Source organism: Polaribacter pectinis, from assembly GCF_014352875.1.
Lineage (GTDB): Bacteria > Bacteroidota > Bacteroidia > Flavobacteriales > Flavobacteriaceae > Polaribacter > Polaribacter pectinis.
The window spans coordinates 2055057-2076351 of the sequence record NZ_CP060695.1 but is presented as its reverse complement, the minus strand read 5'-3'; the positions used below and the strand labels follow the sequence as shown (position 1 = coordinate 2076351).

Here is a 21295-nt window from a genome sequence, read left to right as displayed (position 1 = left end):
CTTAAAAGATCTTTTTTAAACATTTTATCTTTTAATGCAATTTTTAAAATTTCCCCAAAAAATTTTAATCCCACCTTTTATTCAGGGCTTTAATATTAAAAAAAAATCAGTAAAGTTATAGTATTCATAAAAGCTTAAGAATTAAATTTCTTAAGCTTTTTATCTTTATAAGATATTATAAAAATTCTTTCTTTTAACTGATAAAAATCATCTTTTATATTCTAATAAATTAAGAAATTTGATATAGAAATTAAAAGAAAATATCATGAAAAAAAGAACACCTGTATCAGCAATAATGGCAACAGATTTGGTAACACTAAATATAAGTGATGATTTAGTAACTGCAGAAAAATTATTTTTAGAGAATAAAATTAAGCATATTCCAGTTGTAAAAGATAAGGAAATTATAGGAATGTTAAGTTATACAGATATTCTAAAAATAGGATATTCAGACGTAACAGATGATGAAAAAGGAGTGGAAACTTATGTTTATAATACCTTTACAATAGAACAAGTAATGGCAAAGAATGTAATTATGGTACCACCTTATGCTACAATTAAAGAAGTGGCAGAATTACTTACAAAGAAAGAGTTTCATGCGCTACCTGTGGTAGAAGATGGTGAATTGGTTGGAATTGTAACAACAAGAGATTTAATAAATTATTTAGTAGCTCAATTACAGTAGTTTAATTGATTAGTTAGTAAGAGAGGGGCTTTTTTAGCCTCTCTTTTTTTGTTTAGATTAATAAATTAATGGCTATTAATTTTCTTTAAATATGCTGAAATAATTCTTTGAATATCTCTATTATCTTTTTTTGGTTCAACAAAGAATTGATAATCTGCTGGTTTTTCTAATAGCACATCTTGAGAAGTATCTAAATAACCAATTCCTTTGTAGATTCCATCTAAAATTAAAGCAAAACCTACTTCGTCTTTTGTTCTTCCTGTTTCTTTAATAACTAAATTTTCTGCATCAATTCCTACAGATTTAATGGCTTGTCTAACACGAATATTATAATCATCCACAGCTTCTTTATCGCAACAAATACCTTTACATTCTTTCAGTTGATAATGAAAACAACTAGAGACATTGGTTTGTAAATGACAATATTTAGGGCATAATTCAAATTCTTTACAAAGAACCTCTAAATGATTTCTACATTCTGCAACAGAATAGTACTTCATTATTGGATTGGGAGCTAATTTTAAGCGGTTATAAGCCAAATGAATAATCCCTTTTTGATCTTCATAAGAAAATAAACCAACAGCTTCTCCTGCTCTTCTTTGCGCTCTATTATATTTTGGATAAATGTGTTTAATTTCTTCAGACTCTAAAAGTAGTGCTAGTAATTCGCTACCAGTTTCTGTAAAAGAAATGTCTGCGGTTTCTAAACACATATTTTGTTCCTTTTTCTTTTTATCGTAAAAATGACTGATTACACGTTGCTTTATGTTGTTAGCTTTACCAACATAAATAACTTCTTTTGCTAAATTTTTAAAGTAATAAACGCCAAAAGTTTCGGGTAAATTATCAACAACTTTTTTATCTAAAAGAGGTGGTAAGGTTGCTTGTCTAGAACGTGGGTGCAGAAATGAATTAATAATAAATTGATCATCTCTTTCAATTAACCTTCTAAATAATTCTGTTGTGGCTTCTGCATCGCCTTTGGCTCTGTGTCTGCCGTTAATTGGAATATTTTCTGAAGTACAAATATTACCTAAACTGTAAGAATTTAAACCAGGAATAATTTTTCTCGACAAACGAACTGTACATAGTTTTTTTCGTTTAAAATCGAATCCTAAACTTTTAAATTCAGCTTGAATTATGTTATAATCGAAGTTTACATTATGTGCTACAAAAATGGTGTCTTTTGTAATTTCTTCAATCTTTCTAGCAACTTCATAAAATTTAGGTGCATTCCTTACCATTGCATTTGTAATGCCTGTAAGATTGGTAATAAATGGCGGGATATTTTGTTCTGGATTTATAAGTGTTGTGTATTCGTCTACAACTTTCTTTCCATCAAAAACAAAAATGGATATTTCGGTTATTTTAGAACCTTTATATCCATTTCCTGTAGTCTCTATGTCTATTACTGTATATAGCAATTAGTTTATTAAGTTTTTTAAATCTTCTATTGTTTCTGTTGGGTTTTCTGCTCCAAAAACATAACTTCCTGCAACTAACACATTTGCTCCAGCTTCAATTAATTTATTAGCGTTTAGATTTGTAACTCCTCCATCAATTTCTATTTGACAGTTAGATTCTGCAAATTCGATTAAGTGTCTTAATTGTGCCGTTTTTTTATAAGTATTTTCTATAAAAGATTGTCCGCCAAAACCAGGATTTACACTCATAATACAAACCAAATCTAAATCTACTATAATATCCTCTAAAACAGAGATTGGTGTGTGAGGATTTAAAGCAACTCCTGCTTTCATTCCTGCAGCTTTTATTGCTTGAACTGTTCTGTGTAAATGTGTACAAGCTTCGTAATGAACTGTAAGAATGTTTGCGCCTAAATCTGCAAATGTTTGTATGTATTGATCTGGATTTACAATCATTAAATGCACATCTATAGTTTTTGTTGCGTGTTTAGAAATTGCTTTTAAAACTGGCATTCCGTAAGAAATATTTGGCACAAAAACACCATCCATAATATCAATATGAAACCAATCTGCTTCGCTATTGTTTACCATTTCTACGTCTCTTTGCAAATTACCAAAATCTGCTGCTAAAATTGAAGGTGCAATTAAATTACTCATTTGTTTGTTGTTGTGTAGTTATTGTTTTTACAAAGGTAATTGATTTTAAAAAAACTGACTACATAGAAACATAGAAAACATAGGTTTTGTTTCTGTTTGATAAAGAGGGAAAGTTCACAAACAAGTTTAGCCCTGATTGAACGGTTTGTTTGAGCTCTTTTTTTATGCTGAACTCGATTCAGTATCAGTTAGAATAATGAAATTAATTTTTAAAAAAATGAGATGCTTAAATAAATTTAGCATAAAAAAAAGCGAGTAGTGAAAGCAGGAAATAGCTTCAAATAAAAATGATTATTTTTGCCGACAACTAAACGAATAAAAATAGTAAAAATGAAAGCATATATATTTCCTGGTCAAGGAGCACAATTTACAGGAATGGGATTGGATTTGTACGAAAAATCGCCTTTAGCACAAGAATATTTCGAGAAAGCGAATGATATTTTAGGGTTCTCTATTACAGATATTATGTTCGAAGGAACTGCAGAACAATTGAAAGAAACGAAAGTTACACAGCCTGCAATTTTCTTACATTCTGTAATTTTGGCGAAGGTTTTAGGAGACGATTTTAAACCAGAAATGGTTGCTGGACATTCTTTGGGAGAATTATCTGCATTGGTTGCAAACGGAGTTTTGTCTTTTGAAGACGGGTTAACATTGGTTTCTAAACGTGCTTTGGCAATGCAAAAAGCGTGTGAAGCTGCACCTTCTACAATGGCTGCTGTTTTAGGTTTGGAAGATACTATTGTTGAAGAAACTTGCGCAGAAATAGATGGAGTAGTAGTGGCTGCAAATTACAATTGCCCTGGACAATTGGTGATTTCTGGAGAAATTGAAGCGGTTGAAAAAGCGTGTAAAGTTTTAACTGAAAAAGGAGCAAAAAGAGCAATTTTATTACCTGTTGGAGGTGCATTTCACTCACCAATGATGGAGCCTGCAAGAGAGGAATTAGCTGCTGCAATTGAGGCAACTGAATTCAGTGAGCCAACTTGTCCTGTTTATCAGAATGTAACTGCAAGTGCTGTTACAAGTGCAGATGAGATTAAGAAAAATTTAATGATTCAGTTAACTGCGCCTGTAAAATGGACACAATCTATACAAGCAATGATTGCTGATGGTGGAACTGAATTTATAGAAGTTGGACCTGGAAAAGTTTTACAAGGTTTAATGCGTAAAATAGATAGAAGTGTTACTGCGAGTGGAGCTTCTTTTGAGTAGGCAGTCTTCAGTCGGCAGTTTGCAGTCAGTAGGTTTATTATTTATTAACTCATGACAAAAATGACTTATGACGTAAGACTAAAAATAAATATTGTATTTAAAAACCCCATTTTCTAAAGTAGAAAATGGGATTTATTTTGTGAGATTTTTTCTTAATTCTTAATTCTTAATAGGTTTCTGTGTTTTATTCAACAAAATTGGTTCTCCATAACCTAATTCTCTCATTCTTTTTAATTGCGTTTCTGCATCTCCAACAACCAACCAAATCATTTTATCTGGGTTTATGTATTTGTTTGCCAGTTCTTTAATTTGCTCTTTTGTCATATTATTTACAGTTGCTTCTCTTTCCTTTACATAATCTGCTTTCCAACCATAATCGCTAATATTAGACAACATTCTTAATTTTGCGCCTGCAGTTTCAAATGCTCTTGCATTACTCTTTATCAAGAAACTTTTTGTAGTTTCTAAATCTTTATCAGAAAATGTATTTGGATATTCTTCTAAAATTTTCTTCACTAATTGTGCAGATTCTAAAGTAACATTAGATCTTACGCCACTTGAAATAGTAAAAGCACCTTTTGCTTTTGTGCCAGAAAAACCAGATCGAATTCCATAAGTATATCCTTTACCTTCACGTAATTCTTGTGTTAAACGAGAAGCAAATCCACCACCACCAAGAATGTAATTCATAACTGAAGCTGCATAAAAATCTTTATCTGTAGCAGCCAAAGCTGGTGTGCCAAATTGTAAAACAGATTGTTTTGCATTTGGAATGTCATAAAAATAAACAGCAGGTTTTGTTGGCGCATCTGGCGTTTTATATTCTGGAATTGTTACTTCTTTTGAAGCCCATTTTGAATTTAAATTATTTAAAGATGCAATCATTTCTTTTTCTGAAATATCTCCCACCACTAATATTTTAGCAACAGAAGGCGAAATATAATTGTTGTAAAAAGATTTTACATCTTCTAAAGTAATAGCTTCTAACGATGAAACTGTTCCTAAATTGTTTTTAGAGCGGATGTTATTTTTTCCATAAATCAACTCATTATAAGCATTTCTTGCAACAGAATTTGGGTTTGCCTCTTGTTGATTTAAGCTTGCAATTGTTGCTTTTTTAAGTAGCTCGAATTCTTCTGCATCAAACCTTGGTTCTAATAACATTTCTTCTACTAAAGCTAAAGTTTTGGAATAGTTTTTAGATAATGTTGTTCCGCTAATGGTTATTTCTTCTGTTCCAGAATAAACATAAATGGATGCTCCTAATTCTTGAATTGCTTCTTCTAATTCTTTAACAGTCTTATTTTTTGTACCTTTATTTAATAAATCTGCAGTTAAATTAGCAACTCCTAATTTGTCCATAGATTCTAATAATTGTCCACCATCAATTGTAATATTAAATTGAACCAAAGGAACTTCATCACTTTCTATTCCGTAAATTTTTAATCCATTATCTAAACTACTTTCATATACTTTTGGAACGGCTAAAGAAGGGGTTTTTCCGTAAGGAGGTTCTTTACTTCTGTCAAAAGAAGAAGGAGTTTTTTCATATTCTGCAGCAATTTTTGGATCGAATTTTTCTTCTGCTCCTTGTACAATTTGTTCTTCAACAACTTCTGCTAATACAGAACCTTTTAAAGCTAATTCAGCCGAGTTTTTAGGAACAAAACTTGTCGCTATATAATTTTTGTTTTTAATATATGTATTATAAACTCGCATTACATCATCTGTAGTAACTGCTAAAGTTCTTTTGATGTCTTCAGTTACAAAACCAGGATTTCCTGTATAGGTATTATAAGAAGCAAGGTTTGTACCTTTTCCTAATACGTTAGACAAACTTCTATAAAAATCTGTCTCTTGTCCTGCTTTTATTCTATTTAAATCTTTTTCAGATATTCTTTCTTCCTCAAATTTTGCAAAACCTTTTTCAATTCCTGTTTTTACTTCATCTAAATTTTTGTCATTAAAAGCTCTTACTGAAAGTTGTGTTTGTCCAGCTACTTCAGAAATATAATTAAACATTGATGTATAAGAAGTCAATTTTAAATCGTCTATTAAAACTTGATTTAAAGGAGCCGATTTTCCGTCAGTTAAATATTGAGTTAATACTTCTAAAGCATAAGAATCTGGATGATAAGACTCTACAGTTGGCCAGACCATTGTTAATTGTGGTACTCTAGCAAAGTTATCTTCATAATATAAAAACTTTGTTTCTGCTACATTTCCTGGTCTTTTATCTAATGCAGGAATTTCTTCGCCTTTAGGAATTTCATCAAAATATTTGTGCACCCATTCTTTTGCTTGGTCAATATCTATGTCTCCAGATAAAACCAAAGTCGCATTATTTGGTACATACCATTTTTTGAAAAATGTTTTTACATCTTCTAGAGTGGCGTTTTGTAAATCTTCTAAAGAACCAATTACTTGCCAATTATAAGGATGATTTGTTGGATACAAGTTTTTACCAATTACATATTGGTTGTGTCCATAAGGTCTGTTATCTATACTTTGTCTTTTTTCATTTTTAACAACTTGTTTTTCTTTTGCTAAAACTGGATCTGTAACTGTATTTATAAACCAGCCTAATTTGTCTGCTTCTGCCCAAATCATTTTTTCCAAAGCATCTTTTGGTACGGTTTGTAAGTAATTTGTTCTGTCTCTGGAAGTTGAGCCATTTGCGCCAGAACCACCAATTCTTGCACTCATCTTGTCCAAACCACCTTTTCCTAAATTTTCAGATTCTAAAAAAAGTAAATGCTCAAATAAATGTGCAAAACCAGTTCTTCCTTCTACTTCTCTAGCAGAACCAACATGAACCATTAATTCTACTGCAACAACTGGGTCAGATTTATCTACATGAAAAATAACATCAAGTCCATTATCTAACTCGATTTTTTCATAGTTGATACTTAGTTCTTTTTCTTCGGAAGCAATTTCTTTGGTTGAATTGTCACAAGCAATAAATAATAAAATGCTGGTAAATACGAAGGTTATTTTTTTCATTTTTAGATTGATTTTAAAGAAATAAAATTACTAAAATGAAATGGATATTAAATTGATATATTGTTAAATAAAGCCAAAAAAAATCCTGAACTTTAAAGTTCAGGATTTTTTTAAATTATTTTGCTAAAACGCATTCTTCGCAATCTTTTATTTCTCCATAATACGTTTCTCTGTATTTGTGAAGTGTAGCTAACGGAATTAAATTGAAGAGCATTTTCTTAATATAAGTTACATTGGTTGTTAATGCACCCATTTTTTTTGTGTGACGATGCTCTAATTGGGTTTTTCTTTTAATGTTAATCAGTTTCATTGGTTATCTTTTATCATTAATAATATCAGATACAAAGTTAAGGTTGATATCTGTTGATGTCAATTTAGAACTGTTAAAACCTGATAAATGAAACGAGAAATGTAAGACCGAAAAATATGTTGTTGAATGTTTGTTGATATGATAACTTAAAGCTGTTGTAATTATCATACTAAAAATCAGAAAACACTATTTTTTGATTAAAAATGAAGAAAAATACTTAATTTTAAGTAAAAAAGAGTTAAAATCGAGTAATTTCTTTTTAAAAATTATTTTTTTTGGTTAGTGTGAAATTAAGGTGTTTATAACTATTTATTTTTAGAAGGAATCATTTTATCATTTTTCCATTCACCTTCAAAAATTATTTTTCCTTTATTGTCCAATATTGTTCCAAAGCCATTTCTTAAATCGTTTGACCAATTTCCTAGGTAAATTTCACCAGATTTAAAATAATATGTTCCTTTACCTTCTCTTTTTCCTTTTGAATAACTTCCTTCATATTTATCTCCATTTTGCCAATAGTAAAACCCTTCACCATTTCTTCTGTTGTTTTTCCATTGGCCTTCATAGAAACCCTTTTTATCAAAAATAGCAAAACCAAAACCATTTGCTTTTTTGTTTTTTACTTCACCAATATATTTAATACTAATACCGTCATAATTTTTTATATTTAAAATATACTTATTAGTACCTGGTCTTTTTGAAGGGGGGGGTATTTGAAGTTGTTTTATTAAAGGTTAACTTATTATTTTTGGTATTGAAATCTTGCAATAATTTTTTATAATGATTATTAATAATGATATTTTCAGATTCCAAGTTTTTAATGTCTTTAATATATGTATTAGTTTTTTCTTTTAAACTATCATATTCATTTGATCTGTTTTTTTGATTTAAAATTAACTTAATAGAGGAGTCAAAATTGTCTTTTAAAGGGAAGTTTTCTTTAATTTTTTTATAAGTATTAATAGCTAATTCATAGTCTCCATTTAAAATTTGTTTATTTGCTTGATTTCTAAGGTTGTAATATTGTTTATCGTTTTTTATTTCTTGTGTATTCTTATTATCTATGCTAAGTTTTATATTAATTACTATTGATATTATTAGTAGTAGTAAAATGACTTTAACAAATTTATTTTTTTTAGGTTGTGTTTCTTTCATTTTTTCAATTTTTTAATAGCCTAAATTAATTTTTGGAAGTTTATCTGCCATTTTTCTAGCGTCAATTCCAATATATATGTTGAATCTAAAAACATGACTTGTTTTGTATTCGTAACCACTAGATTTTTGTCCTATAGTCCACATATGTCCAGCAAATAAAGTAATTGATTTATTTACAACGTATCCGAATCCATTATAGGTTCTAAAATCTTCCATTGGGTTCCTAACAATTGAGCTTCCAGATTGCATAAATATTTCGGCACTCGGAGAGAAAAAAAGCGTTTTCGGTTCAATTACATCTTTGTTTAAAGGAATGTATGAGAAAATTTTATAACGATATCTATTTGTATAATCATGTTCCGCGTCAACAACATTACTTCTTTTCCAGCGATGTTCGAATCGAAATTGGTGTATGAATTTTACACGGCCAATTTTTGGAGACTTAATAATCCATTGATGCCAAATTCTAGGTTCTACAGTATATTTTTCGAAATTTATATTTCCTGGTTCGGGAGAAAAATTAAAAACTAATGTTGGACCAACAACAATTTCAAAATTTTCATTTACAAAAATATTAAGCCCGAAACGATTATATATTTGTCTAGTTCTACCAATAAAAGAGTTTACGTTATTTAGAGCATTTCTTTCTCTGTAATGGTGTTCGCTGTAATACCCTAATTTGTCATTAAGTCTTACTTTAAAATAAGAGCCTAACCAAATACCAGTTTCTTCTAATTTGGTGGTGGATTCTGTGGGGTGTTGAGAAAATGAGTAAACTGTATATAGGAGTAAAGTTGGTAAAAGTAGTTTTATTTGCATTCTTAAATTGTTTTCAATTTTTCAACTTGCAAATTTAAGGCCTAAATCTTTGTTTTAAAGATTTCATTTAGTTAAAGAGTTACTAAAGTTCCTTTTTTAGAAGAAAAAAAATCCTCAACTATAGTTGAGGATTTTTAAATTATATTGAAGATTTCTTTACAAAGTTTGTTGCCATTTCCATGAGCTTAATAAAGCTTCGTCTAAACTCTTTTCAGTCTTCCAGTTTAGTTCTTTATTTGCGATGGTTGTATCTGCATAAGCGGCAGTGATATCGCCTTCACGTCTACCAACAATTTTATAATTTAAAGGTTTTCCAGAAGCTTTTTCAAAGGCTTTAATTACTTCTAACACAGAACTTCCAGTTCCTGTACCAACATTGAAAAATTCGAAATTTTGTTTGTTGTTTTTATTGATAAGTCTTTGTAAGGCTGCAATATGTGCTTTTGCTAAATCTACAACATGAATGTAATCTCTTACTGCAGTTCCATCTGAAGTAGGATAATCATCACCAAAAACAGATAATTCTTTTCTAATTCCTGCAGCAGTTTGTGTTACAAAAGGAATTAAATTTTGCGGAACTCCCAAAGGTAATTCTCCAATTTTTATACTTTCATGCGCACCAATTGGGTTAAAATAACGCAAAGCAATTGCATTTAAGTTATGTGCTTTACAAGTTTCTTTTATAATTTCTTCACCAATTTGTTTTGTATTTCCATACGTAGATTCAGCTGTTTTTACAGGTGCATTTTCTGTAATAGGCAACTCATCTGCTTGGCCATAAACTGTACATGAAGAAGAGAATATAAAATTATCTATATTTCTATCTTTCATTTCTTGTAAAAGATATACTAAAGAACCAATGTTGTTTTCATAGTAGTCCAATGGTTTTTGCATGCTTTCTCCAACTGCTTTAAAAGCCGCAAAATGAATAATTCCATCAATTTTATTATTGTCGAAGAAATTTTTTACATCATTTTTAATTCTTAAATCAATTTGATGAAAGTCTGGTTTTATCCCCGTAATTTCAGTTATTTTATCTAAAACAGAAATTCTTGTATTTGATAAATCATCTATAATTACAACTTCGAAACCTGCATTTTGCAGTTCTACAACTGTGTGAGAACCTATAAAACCTAAACCTCCTGTTACTAATATTCTTTTCATTTTTAGTTGATAAAGTTATTAATTGTACTTGTAATAAATTCTAATTGTTCCTTATCTAACTCTGTGTGCATTGGTAAAGAAATTACTGTTTTAATTAATTCGTTGGTTACTGGGAAATCACTTTCTTTATAACGAGTGTCTTGATATGCTTTTTGAGCATGCAACGCAACTGGATAATAAATTGCATTAGGAATTCCTTTATCTAATAAATGTTTATGTAATTCATCTCTTTTTCCATTGGTTATTTGCAATGTATATTGATGAAAAACATGACAATCACAAACATCACAAATTTCGCCGCAACTATTTGTTGCATTCGATTTTGTAGTTGGTGTAATTATATTTGGGTTGTTTTTGAAAGCATTATTGTAAAAACGAGCAGCATTTCTACGAGCATTACAATAAGAATCTAAAAGTGGTAATTTTGCTTTTAAAACTCCTGCTTGTATAGAATCTAAACGTGAATTTACTCCTACAACATCATGGTAATAGCGTGTGTACATTCCGTGATTTACAATTCCTCTTAAAGTATGCGCTAATTCATCATCATTTGTAAAAATTGCGCCTCCATCTCCATAACAACCTAAATTTTTTGAAGGAAAAAATGAGGTAGTTCCAACATTTCCAATGGTTCCAGCTTTCTTTTTTGTGCCGTCTTTAAAAGTGTAATTAGCGCCAATTGCTTGTGCGTTATCTTCGATTACAAACAAATTATGTTCTTTTGCAATTTCTAAAACGGCATCCATATTAGCTACTTGTCCGAATAAATGAACAGGAACAATTGCTTTTGTTTTTGGTGTAATTGCTTTTTTTAAAGCTTCAATATCTATATTAAAAGTATCTTTTTCAACATCTACCAAAACTGGTGTTAGTTTTAGTAAAGCAATTACTTCTACAGTTGCAGCAAAAGTAAAATCAGCAGTAATAACTTCATCACCTTGTTCTAAACCTAAACCCATCATTGCAATTTGCAAAGCATCAGTTCCATTTGCACATGGAATTACGTGTTTTACGTCTAAATATTTCTCTAAATCCGCTTGAAATTCGTGAACTAAAGGTCCATTTATATAAGAAGATGTATTTAAAACTTCTTGTATAGAAGTATTTACAGTTTCTTTTATTTGCGTGTATTGACCTTGTAGGTCAACCATTTGAATTTTTTTCATAAAAAGAATTTTGAAACTCAAAAATACAAACAAACTTTCATTGTTTCTGCATGAATAAGGAAATAATAAATGGTTTATCTTTGATGAAAATGAATATTTATGAAGTTTTTAAGGAGTTTATTAAAAATAGCTGTTGTACTTGTAGTTTTACTATTTGGTTTGGGATGGATTTATTCAAAAATATTAACCCCAAAATATTCTGGAGAACTAGAAATTGAAAATTTAACAGAAGAAGTTACTGTTTATTTTGATGAAATTGGAGTACCTCACATAAACGCATCTAACCCAAAAGACGCTTATATTGCTTTAGGTTATTTGCATGCTCAAGATAGATTGTGGCAAATGGAATTGATTAGAAGAATTGCTGCTGGAAGACTTGCAGAAGTTTTTGGAAAGGATTTAGTTAGAGTAGATCAGTTTTTTGGAGGATTAGGTATTGAAGAAGCTGCAGAGAAAACGATTGCTAATTTAGATAAAACATCAGAATCTTATGTTTTATCACAAGCTTATTTAGATGGTATCAACCAATATATAGAAGAAGGGCAAACACCTTTAGAATTTACTTTAGTAGGATTAAAAAAAGAGAAATACACCATAAAAGATATGTATAATGTCTTTGGTTATATGTCTTTTAGCTTTGCAGTGGCACACAAAACAGACCCGTTGTTAACAGAGATTAAAGAAAAATTAGGAGCTGATTACTTAAATGAATTATTAGGTTCTTTTACAGAAAATCTTACAGTAAATAAAACAAGTATTCCTAAAGAAATTAATGCTACAATTTCTAAAAGTGTTAGTAGTATTATGGACAATTTACCTGTTTCTCCTTTTATAGGAAGTAACTCTTGGGTTATTGGCGCTGATAAAACTAAAAACGGAAAAGTGATTTTTGCAAATGATCCCCATATTGCATTTTCTCAACCTTCAGTTTGGTATCAAAATCATATAAAAACGCCAGATTTTGAAATCTACGGATTTAATATTGCGTTAATGCCATTTCCCTTGATCGGTCATAATAAAGAATATGCTTATGGTTTGACCATGTTAGCAAACGACGATTTAAATTTTTATGTGGAAGAAAATAATCCTGATAATTCTTTAGAATATAAGACTGAAAATGGTTTTGAAAAGTATGAATTAAGAGATAAAACGATTCATATAAAAAATGAACCAGATACTACTTTTCAAGTAAAAGTAAGTAGACATGGACCAATAATGAATGGTTTAATAGAGCATATAATTGATGATAGACCGATTGCTATGAATTGGATTTATACGCAATTACCAAATGAAATGTTATCTGTTTCTCACGGAATTTCGCATTCAAAATCAATTACAGATTTTAGAGCATCTGTTTCTAAAATTCATGCGCCAGGTTTAAATGTAATGTATGGTGATGCAAAAGATAATATAGCTTGGTTTTCTTCAGCAAAATTATATCAATTAAGAGATAGTTTGTCTTCTAAAACATATTTAAATGGAGCTTCAGGAAAAGATGAAATTATTGAGATTTTACCATTTTCTGAAAACCCGCAAGCAATAAATCCAAGTTGGAATTATGTATATTCAGCAAATCATCAAATAGATTCTGTAAGAGGTAAATTATATCCTGGTTATTATCAACCCCAAGACAGGGCAAAAAGAATTGTTGAGTTGTTAGATACCAAAGATGATTTTTCTAAAGAAGATGTAGAAGCAATGATGTATGATGTGAAATCTGCGACAGTTCCAGAAATTATTCAAAATTTATTAAAAAGTGTAGATAAATCTGATCTTTCTCCATCAGCAAAAAAAGCATTTTCTGTTTTAGAAAATTGGGATGGAGCTTATTTTAAAAAGTCAGTTGCACCAACAATTTATAATCGTTTATTATATGAGTTTTTAAACGCAACATACAAAGATGAATTAGGGGGTAGTTTTGATTTATTCATAAATTCTCAACTACAAGACCAAGTTTTATTAACACAAATAAATAGAGAGCAATCTGTTTGGTGGGATGATATTTCTACAAAAGACAAAATTGAATCTAAAAATGATATTATACACCAATCTTATAAAAACGCAATTTCTTTCTTGCAAAATCAGTTAGGAGCTAATGTAGAAGATTGGACTTGGGATAGAGTAATTTCTGTTGAATATGAACACGCAATAGGGAAAGCTGGTGGAGTTTTAAGAACTGTTTTTAATGTTGGTCCTTTTGAAACTATTGGAGGTAATGAGGTAATAAATAATCAAATATTTAAATTAGATAGCACAGGTTACTATAAGATAACAGCTGGTCCTTCAACAAGAAGAGTTATCGATTTTTCTGATGTAGAAAATAGTTCTGCAGTTTTACCAACAGGACAATCAGGACGCCTTTTTAGTGAACATTATAAAGATCAAACTCAAAAATATTTAGATGGTGAATTTGTTAAGATGAAAATGAATCAAGACGAAATTGAATTAAGTAAAAATAGGTTAATTTTGAAACCAAAATAAATTTCATGAAAGAAGAATATGCTTTTTTATACTTATGTTTAGCTTATGTGCCTATTTGGTTGTTTATTTTTTTCAAAAGAAAAGATTTAAGAAAGAAATTAATTAGAACTAGTATTGCTGGGGCAATTATATCTCCAATAACAGAATATTTTCACTTTAAAGATTATTGGACGCCACCTTCTGTTTTAAAATATGGTTATATCTATTTAGAGGATGTAATTATGGGTGCTATGATTATTAGTGTTGTTGCAACAATCTATGAAACAGTTTTTAGTTTAAAATTGATAACCTACAGAAAAGAAAAAAAATTAAGATATTTATTTTACACAATGTTTGTTTTAAGTTTTATAGCTGTGTATGTTTTTACTGGTATGTTGGGTGTTAATTCCATTTTTTCTTATTGCGGACTTTTTATACTTTACGCAGTTATTATGGTATTTTTTAGACCAGATTTAATTAAAGCATCTTTATGGTCTGCATTATTAAGTTGGGTTATACAGATGGTAATTTATATTCCTTTATTTACTTTTTTTGCACCAACATATTGGGAGAAATATTTTTTATTAGCAAACACAAAATATGGAATTACCTTTTTAAATATCCCTTATACAGAAATGCTATATTTTATAACAATTGGTTTTACAATGGGGATATTTTATGAATTTGTTTCTGGAAAGAAAAGAGTAAAAATTTGAATTTCAGCTACTTAAAACAGTGGAGGTGTGTGTTTTTTTTGGTTGAAGGATTAGGTTGTAATTGAGAATGTTAAAACCACAATAAATATTTCAACAAGAATATTATTAAGACGATGTCCTTGCTGATCGAAATAGTTTTTAGATTTTTTGGGACCGTTTAAATATTCAGAAAAACTAAATTTGGGTTTTCTAAAAATTGTTCACAGATAGAGACATAAATCCACCTAGTTTGCTACCAATTAAGTTAAAAACTTCTCTAATTATCTCTAAATTTCTTTGTATACATCCTTAAAAGGTATTCTGAATCGTTCGCCATAAACTCCTTTATCGGTTCTAATTCCGCAAGAAACAATCATGTTTATTTCTGACCTAGAAGGTAGGTTCAATAACTTTTTAACTCGTAAAGTATCTGAACCTTCCATAGGACAAGTGTCATAACCTTCTGCAGCCATAGAAATCATAAAATTTTCTGCAGCCAAACCACATGTTTTATGAGCCACAATCCTCATATCGCTATTTCTAACTTGTCTATATATTGGTTTAAAAACACCTATAATAGAAACTAGTAAATATTTAAAAAAGCCAAAAATTCCTAAAAAATCTGCGTATGCAAAGGGAATTATTTTTCCATAATAATTTCTTGCAACCTTTTCTCTGCTGCTCTGTTCAGATTTTGGGTTATTTTCACCAAAAGTATTATCCATAAAAGCTAAATTAGCTTTTGCACGTTTTTTCCATAGATCTTTTCTGGAAACAAAAACAACTAATTGTTGTGCGGTTTTTGCAGCATTTTGGTTAAAACAAAAAGGTGTAATTTTAGAAATAGTTTCTTTTGAAGTTATATGATAAAACTCCCATAATTGCATATTACTGCTATTTGGAGCCAATGCTGCTTGCTCTAAACATTTTTTAACAATATTTTTATCAATAGATTTTTCTGAATCGTAAATTCTTACAGAACGTCTATAATTTATAGCTTCTGAAACAGTTTTTTCGTTTGTCATTGTATAGTTTGTAAAATTAAGTCCACTTTAATAAAGCGCGTAATTTTTTCAATTTATCTGTGTAAGGGGCGTATCTAATAGTTAAATCTAACCAATTACCTCTTGTAACTACTCCTTTGCTATGAGAAAAAGTATCGAAAGTTTTTTTACCATGATAACCTCCAATTCCACTTTCTCCAACGCCACCAAAAGGTAGTCTATGGTTTACAAAATGTACAGTTGTGTCATTAATTGTTCCACCGCCAAAAGAGTGTTTTTTAATCATTTTTTTGACAATTTTTTTATCCGTAGAAAAAATGTAAAAGGCCAAAGGTTTGTCGTATTTAGAAAGTATATCTTCAATTTTTTCTTCATTTTCAAAAGAAATAAGAGGGAGTATTGGTCCAAAAATTTCACCTTTCATAACTTCGCTTTCTAATGAAGGCTCATCAATTAAAGTAGGAGAGATATAATTGTCTTCTTTGTTTGTTTTTCCACCCGTTAAAAAGGTTTCTTTTTCTAACATTAAAGCCAATCTGTTAAAATTTTTGGCATTTACTATTCTCGGAAAATCTGCAGAATTTTCTGGGTTATCTCCATAAGCTTTTGTTAATTCATCTTTAAAATAATTAACAAATTCATTTTTTATAGATTTATGAATTAATAAATAATCTGGAGCTATACAGGTTTGTCCGCCATTTATAAATTTTCCCCATACAATTCTCTTTGCGGCCAATTTAATGTCAGCAGTTTTGTCAACAATACAAGGGCTTTTTCCACCCAATTCTAAAGTAACTGGCGTTAAATGTTCTGCTGCTGCTTTGGCAACAATTTTTCCTACAGGAACACTTCCTGTAAAAAAAATATAATCCCAGCGTTGATTTAATAATTCTTCTGATACATCAACACCACCTTCAACTACAGCAACATGTTCTTTACTAAAAACCGATTCGATTATTTCTTTCGTAATTGCACTTGTATTTGGAGTTAGTTCAGAGGGTTTTAATACCACAGTATTTCCGGCTGCAATTGCACCAATTAATGGAGCAAAAGCTAATTGATGAGGATAATTCCAGGGAGAAATTATTAAAACGTTTCCATAAGGTTCTTTATATATTTTTGCTGATGATGGAAAGTTTAAAAGTGAAGGTAAAACTCGTTCTGGTTTTGCCCAAGAATTTAGTTTGTCAATAGTCATTTTTAACTCACTTAAAACTATTGAGGTTTCTGTTAAAATAGCTTCGTATTCAGATTTTTTAAAGTCATTATAAAGTGCCTTTATTATGTCAGACTCCTTTTTTATCAGTTCTTTTTGAAGTTTTATTAAGCAGTTTTTTCTAAAAGAAATATTTTTTGTTTGTTGTAATGAAAAGTAATTTTTTTGTTCCTGTAAAAGTTGATGAATATCCATGAATTAAATTTCTTGTATTTTTTATTTTAGAAAAACACTAATTTTTCTAAAGATAAACATTAGTTACAAGCGTTCCAAATTACATCATTTGGTGTAGGAGCAAAAATTAAGATATTTTCTTTAGAAACAGGGTGAATAAATTCTATTTTTCTAGCATGTAAACTGATGCTTCCATCTTTATTACTTCTATTAAAGCCGTATTTTAAATCGCCTTTTATTGGGCTTCCAATATGAGATAGTTGAGTTCTAATTTGATGATGTCTACCCGTTTCTAAATCTATTTCTAACAAAGAATAGTTTTCTAGTTTTTTAAGAATTTTATAATGTAGAGTTGCTTTTTTACTGCCTTCAATTTCTTTTTTATAAACGAAAGATTTGTTTTTCTTTGTATCTTTTTTTAAGAAATTTACTAACGTATCAGTTGGTTTTTTTGGAGTGTTTTTTACAATTGCCCAATATGTTTTGTTAATGGTTTTATCGCGCAACATTTTATTTAAGCGCTCTAAAGCTTTAGAGGTTCTTGCAAAAATTACAATGCCAGAAGTTGGTCTGTCTAGTCTATGTACAGTGCCAATAAAAACATTGCCAGGTTTGTTGTATTTATCTTTTACGTATTCTTTTAGAACATCGTTTAAAGGTTTATCTCCAGTTTTATCTCCTTGTGTAATGTCTCCAGCTCTTTTATTAACGATAATAATATGATTATCTTCAAATAAAACTTGTAAATTTTCTTTGGTAGATTGCATTAGTTTCTATTGAAAGTCTTTGGCTACATCTTCGTTTACACCATCAATGAAATCTAAAAATTCTTTACGACCAAGTCCACTAGAAGAAGAGGTTATAAAAGAGGTTGGCAGAGTTTCCCAAGTATTTAAAAGTTTCTTTTTATAAGAAGTAATTTGTTTGTTTAATTTAGAGCTACTTAACTTGTCTGCTTTGGTAAATGCAATACAAAATGGAATTTGATTTTCTCCTAAAAATTGCATGAATTCAATATCAATTTTTTGGGGATCGTGTCTAGAGTCTATCAAAATAAAAGTACAAACTAATTGTTCTCTTTCTTTAAAATAGTTTTCGATAAAAAACTGAAAAATGGTTCTTTTCTTTTTAGAAATTTGAGCATAACCATAACCAGGTAAATCTACTAAAAACCATTCGTCATTTATTTTAAAATGATTAATAAGTTGAGTTTTACCAGGCTTTCCAGATGTTTTGGCTAAATCTTTGCGCTCCATTAACATATTAATTAATGAAGACTTACCAACATTAGAACGACCAATAAAAGCGTATTCTGGTATTCTGTCTTTAGGAGCTTTAGTAACATTACTGTTGCTCATTACAAACTCGGCAGATTTAATTTTCATTGTAGTGTATTCTTTTTTTTAAGTACTCTTTACTGCGAGCATTAAATATTTCTAGAAGTAAACCAATCTTGAAGAATTTTGTTAAATTCTTCTGGTCTTTCCATCATTGCTGCATGTCCACATTTATCAATCCAAAATAAATCTGAATTTGGTAATAATTTATGGAAGTCTTCACCAACTTCTGGTGGAGTAACAGTGTCTTGTTTACCCCAAATAATACAAGTTGGTTGCGTCATTTCTGGTAAATCATTTGCCATATTATGTCTAATGGCACTTTTTGCAATTGCTAATGTTCTAATAACGGCGCTTCTGTCGTTTACAATTTTAAAAACATCATCAACCATTTCTTTTGTTCCAATTTCTGGATCGTAAAAAACAGCTTTAGTTTTTTCTTCTATGTATTCGTAGTTTCCCCTTTTAGGAAAACTATCTCCCATTGCTTTTTCGTATAAACCAGAACTACCAGTTAAAACAAGTGCACTTACTTTCTCTGGATAATGTTTAGTAAAATATAAACCTATATGTCCACCTAAAGAATTTCCAAGTAAAACAGCACTCTCTATTTTTTTGAACTCCATAAATTCTTTTAAAAAGGAAGCTAAATTCTTAACATTCGTCTTTAAAAGAGGTAATGAATACAAAGGTAATTCAGGAATTAAAACTTTATAACCATTGTTAGAGAAATGATTAAATGTAGAGTTAAAATTACTTAAAGCTCCCATTAATCCATGTAAAACAATGATTGCAGGACCTTCTCCAGCTTCTGCGTATGTAAATTTTCCTTCAGTTTTTAACAGGTCAGTCATTGATTTTTGTTTGATTTCACTCAATCGCAAATGTAATTCTTTTTTATGATATAAATATTGTTTTCGTAAATCGCTCATTTTTCTCTTTTTAGCCTTTTACAGATAACAATTTGTTAATAAAAGCGTTATTTATTAACAAAGTGGTAAAAAGTGGTAAAAAGTGGTAAATTTTATATATTTTTGATATCTATTAAACTAATTTAATTTTTAAGTGATAAACCTAATTGGTACATACGAATGTAAGGCAGATGCTAAAGGAAGAATGATGTTTTCATCAGCTTTCAAAAAGCAGTTGTCTTCTGTGTTGTCTGAAGGTTTTGTGGTTAAAAGAGCGGTTTTTCAACCTTGTTTGGAGTTGTATCCAATGAAGGAGTGGAATTTAATGATGGAAAAAATTAATAAGTTAAATAAGTTTAAGAAGAAGAATAACGATTTTATTAGAAGGTTTACAGCAGGTGTAAAAATTGTAGAATTAGATGCTTCTGGACGAATTTTAATTCCGAAAGATTTATGTGGTTTTGCAGATATTAAGAAGCAAGTTGTAATGTCTTCATCGGTTAATATTATTGAGATTTGGGATAAAGAAAACTATGAAAAAGCAATAGATGATGCGGCTTTAGATTTTGCTGATTTGGCAGAGGAAGTAATGGGTAATATAGATGCAGATGAGTTATCATAATCCAGTTTTATTGCAAGAAAGTATAGATGCCTTGGCTATTAAGGAAGATGGTGTTTATGTAGATGTCACTTTTGGAGGAGGAGGACATTCAAGAGAAATATTGAAAAGACTCGGGCCAAATGGTAGGTTGTTTGCTTTTGATCAAGATCCAGATGCGTTAGAGAATGAAATAGAGGATGAGCGTTTTACTTTAATTCCGGAAAACTTTAGGTTTATATCTAGGTTTTTAAGGTTTCATAGGATAAAAAAAGTTGATGGAATCTTGGCGGATTTAGGTGTTTCTTCTCATCAATTTGATGAAGCAGAAAGAGGTTTTTCTATTCGTTTTGATGGTGATTTAGATATGAGAATGAATCAAAAATCTAAAGTTTCGGCCAAAGAAATTATTAATAGTTATTCGGAAGAAAAATTAGCAGAAATATTGTTTTTGTATGGTGAGTTAAGAAATTCGAGAAACATAGCAAAAACAATTGTTGAGAGCAGGGAAGGTGAGAGAATAGAGACTAGTTTTCAGTTAAAACAAGTGTTGCAAAAGTATTTGCCAAAAGCGAAAGAGCATAAAATATTAGCACAAATATTTCAAGCAGTTAGAATAGAAGTAAATGAGGAACTTGATGTGTTGAGAGAGTTTTTACAACAAATGCCAAATTTATTGAAAGAAGAAGGACGGTTAAGTGTTATTTCTTATCATTCTTTAGAAGATAGGTTGGTGAAAAGATTTATTAGAACAGGGTTATTTAGTGGCGAGCCAGAAAAAGATGTTTTCGGTAACAGTGATGTTCCGTTGCAGAAAGTAGGAAAGTTAATAGTGCCTACCCCACAGGAAATTAAAATTAACAATCGGGCTCGCAGCGCTAAATTAAGAATTGCAACTTTAAAGGTTTAATGTTGTGTTTTTTAAAAATCAATAGAGATAATGTCAAAAGTTAAAAAAGGAATTTATGATTTTCTGCGAGGGAGTTTTCTTACAGATGAATCTGCTTTTAAGAATTGGCGAGTTATCATTTTTGTTGTGTTACTGTTGTTAATTATGATTTCTAGTGCACACAATGCCGATAAAAAAGTAATTAAAATATCGGAATTAAATAAAAAGAAAAGAGAGTTAAGAGCAGAGTCTTTAGATACTGAAACAATTCTAACTAGAATGGAAATGGAATCCAGTATTCGAGAGAAAGCAAAAAAACGAGGTTTAAAACCTTCAGAAACCCCTCCAAAAAAAATTAAAGTAACCTATAAAAAAGAATAAAATTGGCAACTCATAAAAAAAGCATACTTACA

At 29.8% G+C, this 21295-nt stretch carries 21 protein-coding genes; 7 read left to right on the top strand and 14 right to left on the bottom strand.

The features are described 5' to 3' along the window. The first annotated feature begins 265 nt into the window (after positions 1–265). Entirely contained in the window at positions 266–685 is a 420-nt protein-coding gene (locus tag H9W90_RS09360; RefSeq protein WP_187481352.1) for a CBS domain-containing protein, read from the top strand. Between the two features lie 65 nt (positions 686–750). Here H9W90_RS09360 and H9W90_RS09355 read toward each other — a convergent pair whose 3' ends face one another. Together H9W90_RS09355 and rpe are read right to left on the bottom strand one after the other, a co-directional pair. Continuing rightward, positions 751–2109, bottom strand: coding sequence for an exonuclease domain-containing protein (locus H9W90_RS09355; protein WP_187481351.1), 1359 nt, complete (start codon positions 2107–2109; stop codon positions 751–753). Then, positions 2110–2766, bottom strand: coding sequence for a ribulose-phosphate 3-epimerase (gene rpe, locus H9W90_RS09350; RefSeq protein WP_187481350.1), 657 nt, complete (start codon positions 2764–2766; stop codon positions 2110–2112). A gap of 330 nt (positions 2767–3096) precedes the next feature. Between rpe and fabD the strand changes: the two genes are divergently transcribed. Further along, positions 3097–3981 (top strand): ACP S-malonyltransferase, encoded by an 885-nt coding sequence (fabD, locus tag H9W90_RS09345; RefSeq protein WP_187481349.1) that lies wholly within the window; start codon positions 3097–3099, stop codon positions 3979–3981. Positions 3982–4140: 159 nt separating this feature from the next. Here the strand turns inward: fabD and H9W90_RS09340 are convergent, their stop codons facing one another. The 7 genes from H9W90_RS09340 to H9W90_RS09300 all read right to left on the bottom strand — a co-directional run bounded on the left by H9W90_RS09340 (position 4141) and on the right by H9W90_RS09300 (position 11598). Next, positions 4141–6984, bottom strand: coding sequence for a M16 family metallopeptidase (locus H9W90_RS09340; RefSeq protein WP_187481348.1), 2844 nt, complete (start codon positions 6982–6984; stop codon positions 4141–4143). A gap of 115 nt (positions 6985–7099) precedes the next feature. Continuing rightward, positions 7100–7294 (bottom strand): hypothetical protein, encoded by a 195-nt coding sequence (locus tag H9W90_RS09335; protein WP_187481347.1) that lies wholly within the window; start codon positions 7292–7294, stop codon positions 7100–7102. Positions 7295–7599: 305 nt separating this feature from the next. Further along, complete coding sequence (locus H9W90_RS15515; RefSeq protein ID WP_367890072.1) at positions 7600–7881, bottom strand: MORN repeat-containing protein; 282 nt, start codon at positions 7879–7881, stop codon at positions 7600–7602. A 94-nt stretch (positions 7882–7975) separates the two neighbouring features. Then, on the bottom strand, positions 7976–8449 hold the full coding sequence (locus tag H9W90_RS09315; RefSeq protein ID WP_187481346.1) for a hypothetical protein: 474 nt from the start codon (positions 8447–8449) through the stop codon (positions 7976–7978). 12 nt (positions 8450–8461) lie between these two features. After that, positions 8462–9268: a DUF2490 domain-containing protein gene (locus H9W90_RS09310; RefSeq protein ID WP_187481345.1), complete on the bottom strand. Its 807-nt coding sequence runs from the start codon at positions 9266–9268 to the stop codon at positions 8462–8464. Positions 9269–9424: 156 nt separating this feature from the next. Then, on the bottom strand, positions 9425–10432 hold the full coding sequence (gene galE / locus H9W90_RS09305) for a UDP-glucose 4-epimerase GalE (RefSeq protein ID WP_187481344.1): 1008 nt from the start codon (positions 10430–10432) through the stop codon (positions 9425–9427). A gap of 2 nt (positions 10433–10434) precedes the next feature. After that, complete coding sequence (locus tag H9W90_RS09300; RefSeq protein WP_187481343.1) at positions 10435–11598, bottom strand: DegT/DnrJ/EryC1/StrS family aminotransferase; 1164 nt, start codon at positions 11596–11598, stop codon at positions 10435–10437. Positions 11599–11697: 99 nt separating this feature from the next. Here H9W90_RS09300 and H9W90_RS09295 point away from each other — a divergent pair, with 99 nt between their 5' ends. Both H9W90_RS09295 and H9W90_RS09290 read left to right on the top strand, forming a co-directional pair. After that, on the top strand, positions 11698–14079 hold the full coding sequence (locus H9W90_RS09295; RefSeq protein WP_187481342.1) for a penicillin acylase family protein: 2382 nt from the start codon (positions 11698–11700) through the stop codon (positions 14077–14079). 5 nt (positions 14080–14084) lie between these two features. Continuing rightward, on the top strand, positions 14085–14774 hold the full coding sequence (locus H9W90_RS09290) for a lycopene cyclase domain-containing protein (protein WP_187481341.1): 690 nt from the start codon (positions 14085–14087) through the stop codon (positions 14772–14774). Between the two features lie 266 nt (positions 14775–15040). On the opposite strand, the gene H9W90_RS09285 is transcribed toward H9W90_RS09290, so the two are convergent. The 5 genes from H9W90_RS09285 to H9W90_RS09265 are packed head-to-tail and all read right to left on the bottom strand — an operon-like array spanning position 15041 to position 19338. Beyond that, positions 15041–15778: a nitroreductase family protein gene (locus tag H9W90_RS09285; RefSeq protein ID WP_187481340.1), complete on the bottom strand. Its 738-nt coding sequence runs from the start codon at positions 15776–15778 to the stop codon at positions 15041–15043. 16 nt (positions 15779–15794) lie between these two features. After that, complete coding sequence (locus tag H9W90_RS09280) at positions 15795–17168, bottom strand: aldehyde dehydrogenase (protein WP_187481339.1); 1374 nt, start codon at positions 17166–17168, stop codon at positions 15795–15797. 59 nt (positions 17169–17227) lie between these two features. Next, positions 17228–17914, bottom strand: a complete 687-nt coding sequence (locus H9W90_RS09275; RefSeq protein WP_187481338.1) for an RluA family pseudouridine synthase — start codon at positions 17912–17914, stop codon at positions 17228–17230. A gap of 6 nt (positions 17915–17920) precedes the next feature. Then, positions 17921–18532, bottom strand: coding sequence for a ribosome biogenesis GTP-binding protein YihA/YsxC (yihA, locus tag H9W90_RS09270; RefSeq protein ID WP_187481337.1), 612 nt, complete (start codon positions 18530–18532; stop codon positions 17921–17923). A 41-nt stretch (positions 18533–18573) separates the two neighbouring features. Continuing rightward, a complete protein-coding gene (locus tag H9W90_RS09265) occupies positions 18574–19338 on the bottom strand; it encodes an alpha/beta fold hydrolase (protein ID WP_187483962.1) in 765 nt (254 codons plus the stop codon). 211 nt (positions 19339–19549) lie between these two features. Between H9W90_RS09265 and mraZ the strand changes: the two genes are divergently transcribed. The 3 genes from mraZ to H9W90_RS09250 are packed head-to-tail and all read left to right on the top strand — an operon-like array spanning position 19550 to position 21263. Beyond that, complete coding sequence (mraZ, locus tag H9W90_RS09260; RefSeq protein WP_187481336.1) at positions 19550–20017, top strand: division/cell wall cluster transcriptional repressor MraZ; 468 nt, start codon at positions 19550–19552, stop codon at positions 20015–20017. Further along, positions 20004–20903, top strand: a complete 900-nt coding sequence (gene rsmH, locus H9W90_RS09255) for a 16S rRNA (cytosine(1402)-N(4))-methyltransferase RsmH (protein WP_187481335.1) — start codon at positions 20004–20006, stop codon at positions 20901–20903. The genes mraZ and rsmH overlap by 14 nt, the downstream gene beginning before the upstream one ends. 30 nt (positions 20904–20933) lie before the next feature. Next, positions 20934–21263 (top strand): FtsL-like putative cell division protein, encoded by a 330-nt coding sequence (locus H9W90_RS09250; RefSeq protein WP_187481334.1) that lies wholly within the window; start codon positions 20934–20936, stop codon positions 21261–21263. Positions 21264–21295: the final 32 nt, after the last annotated feature.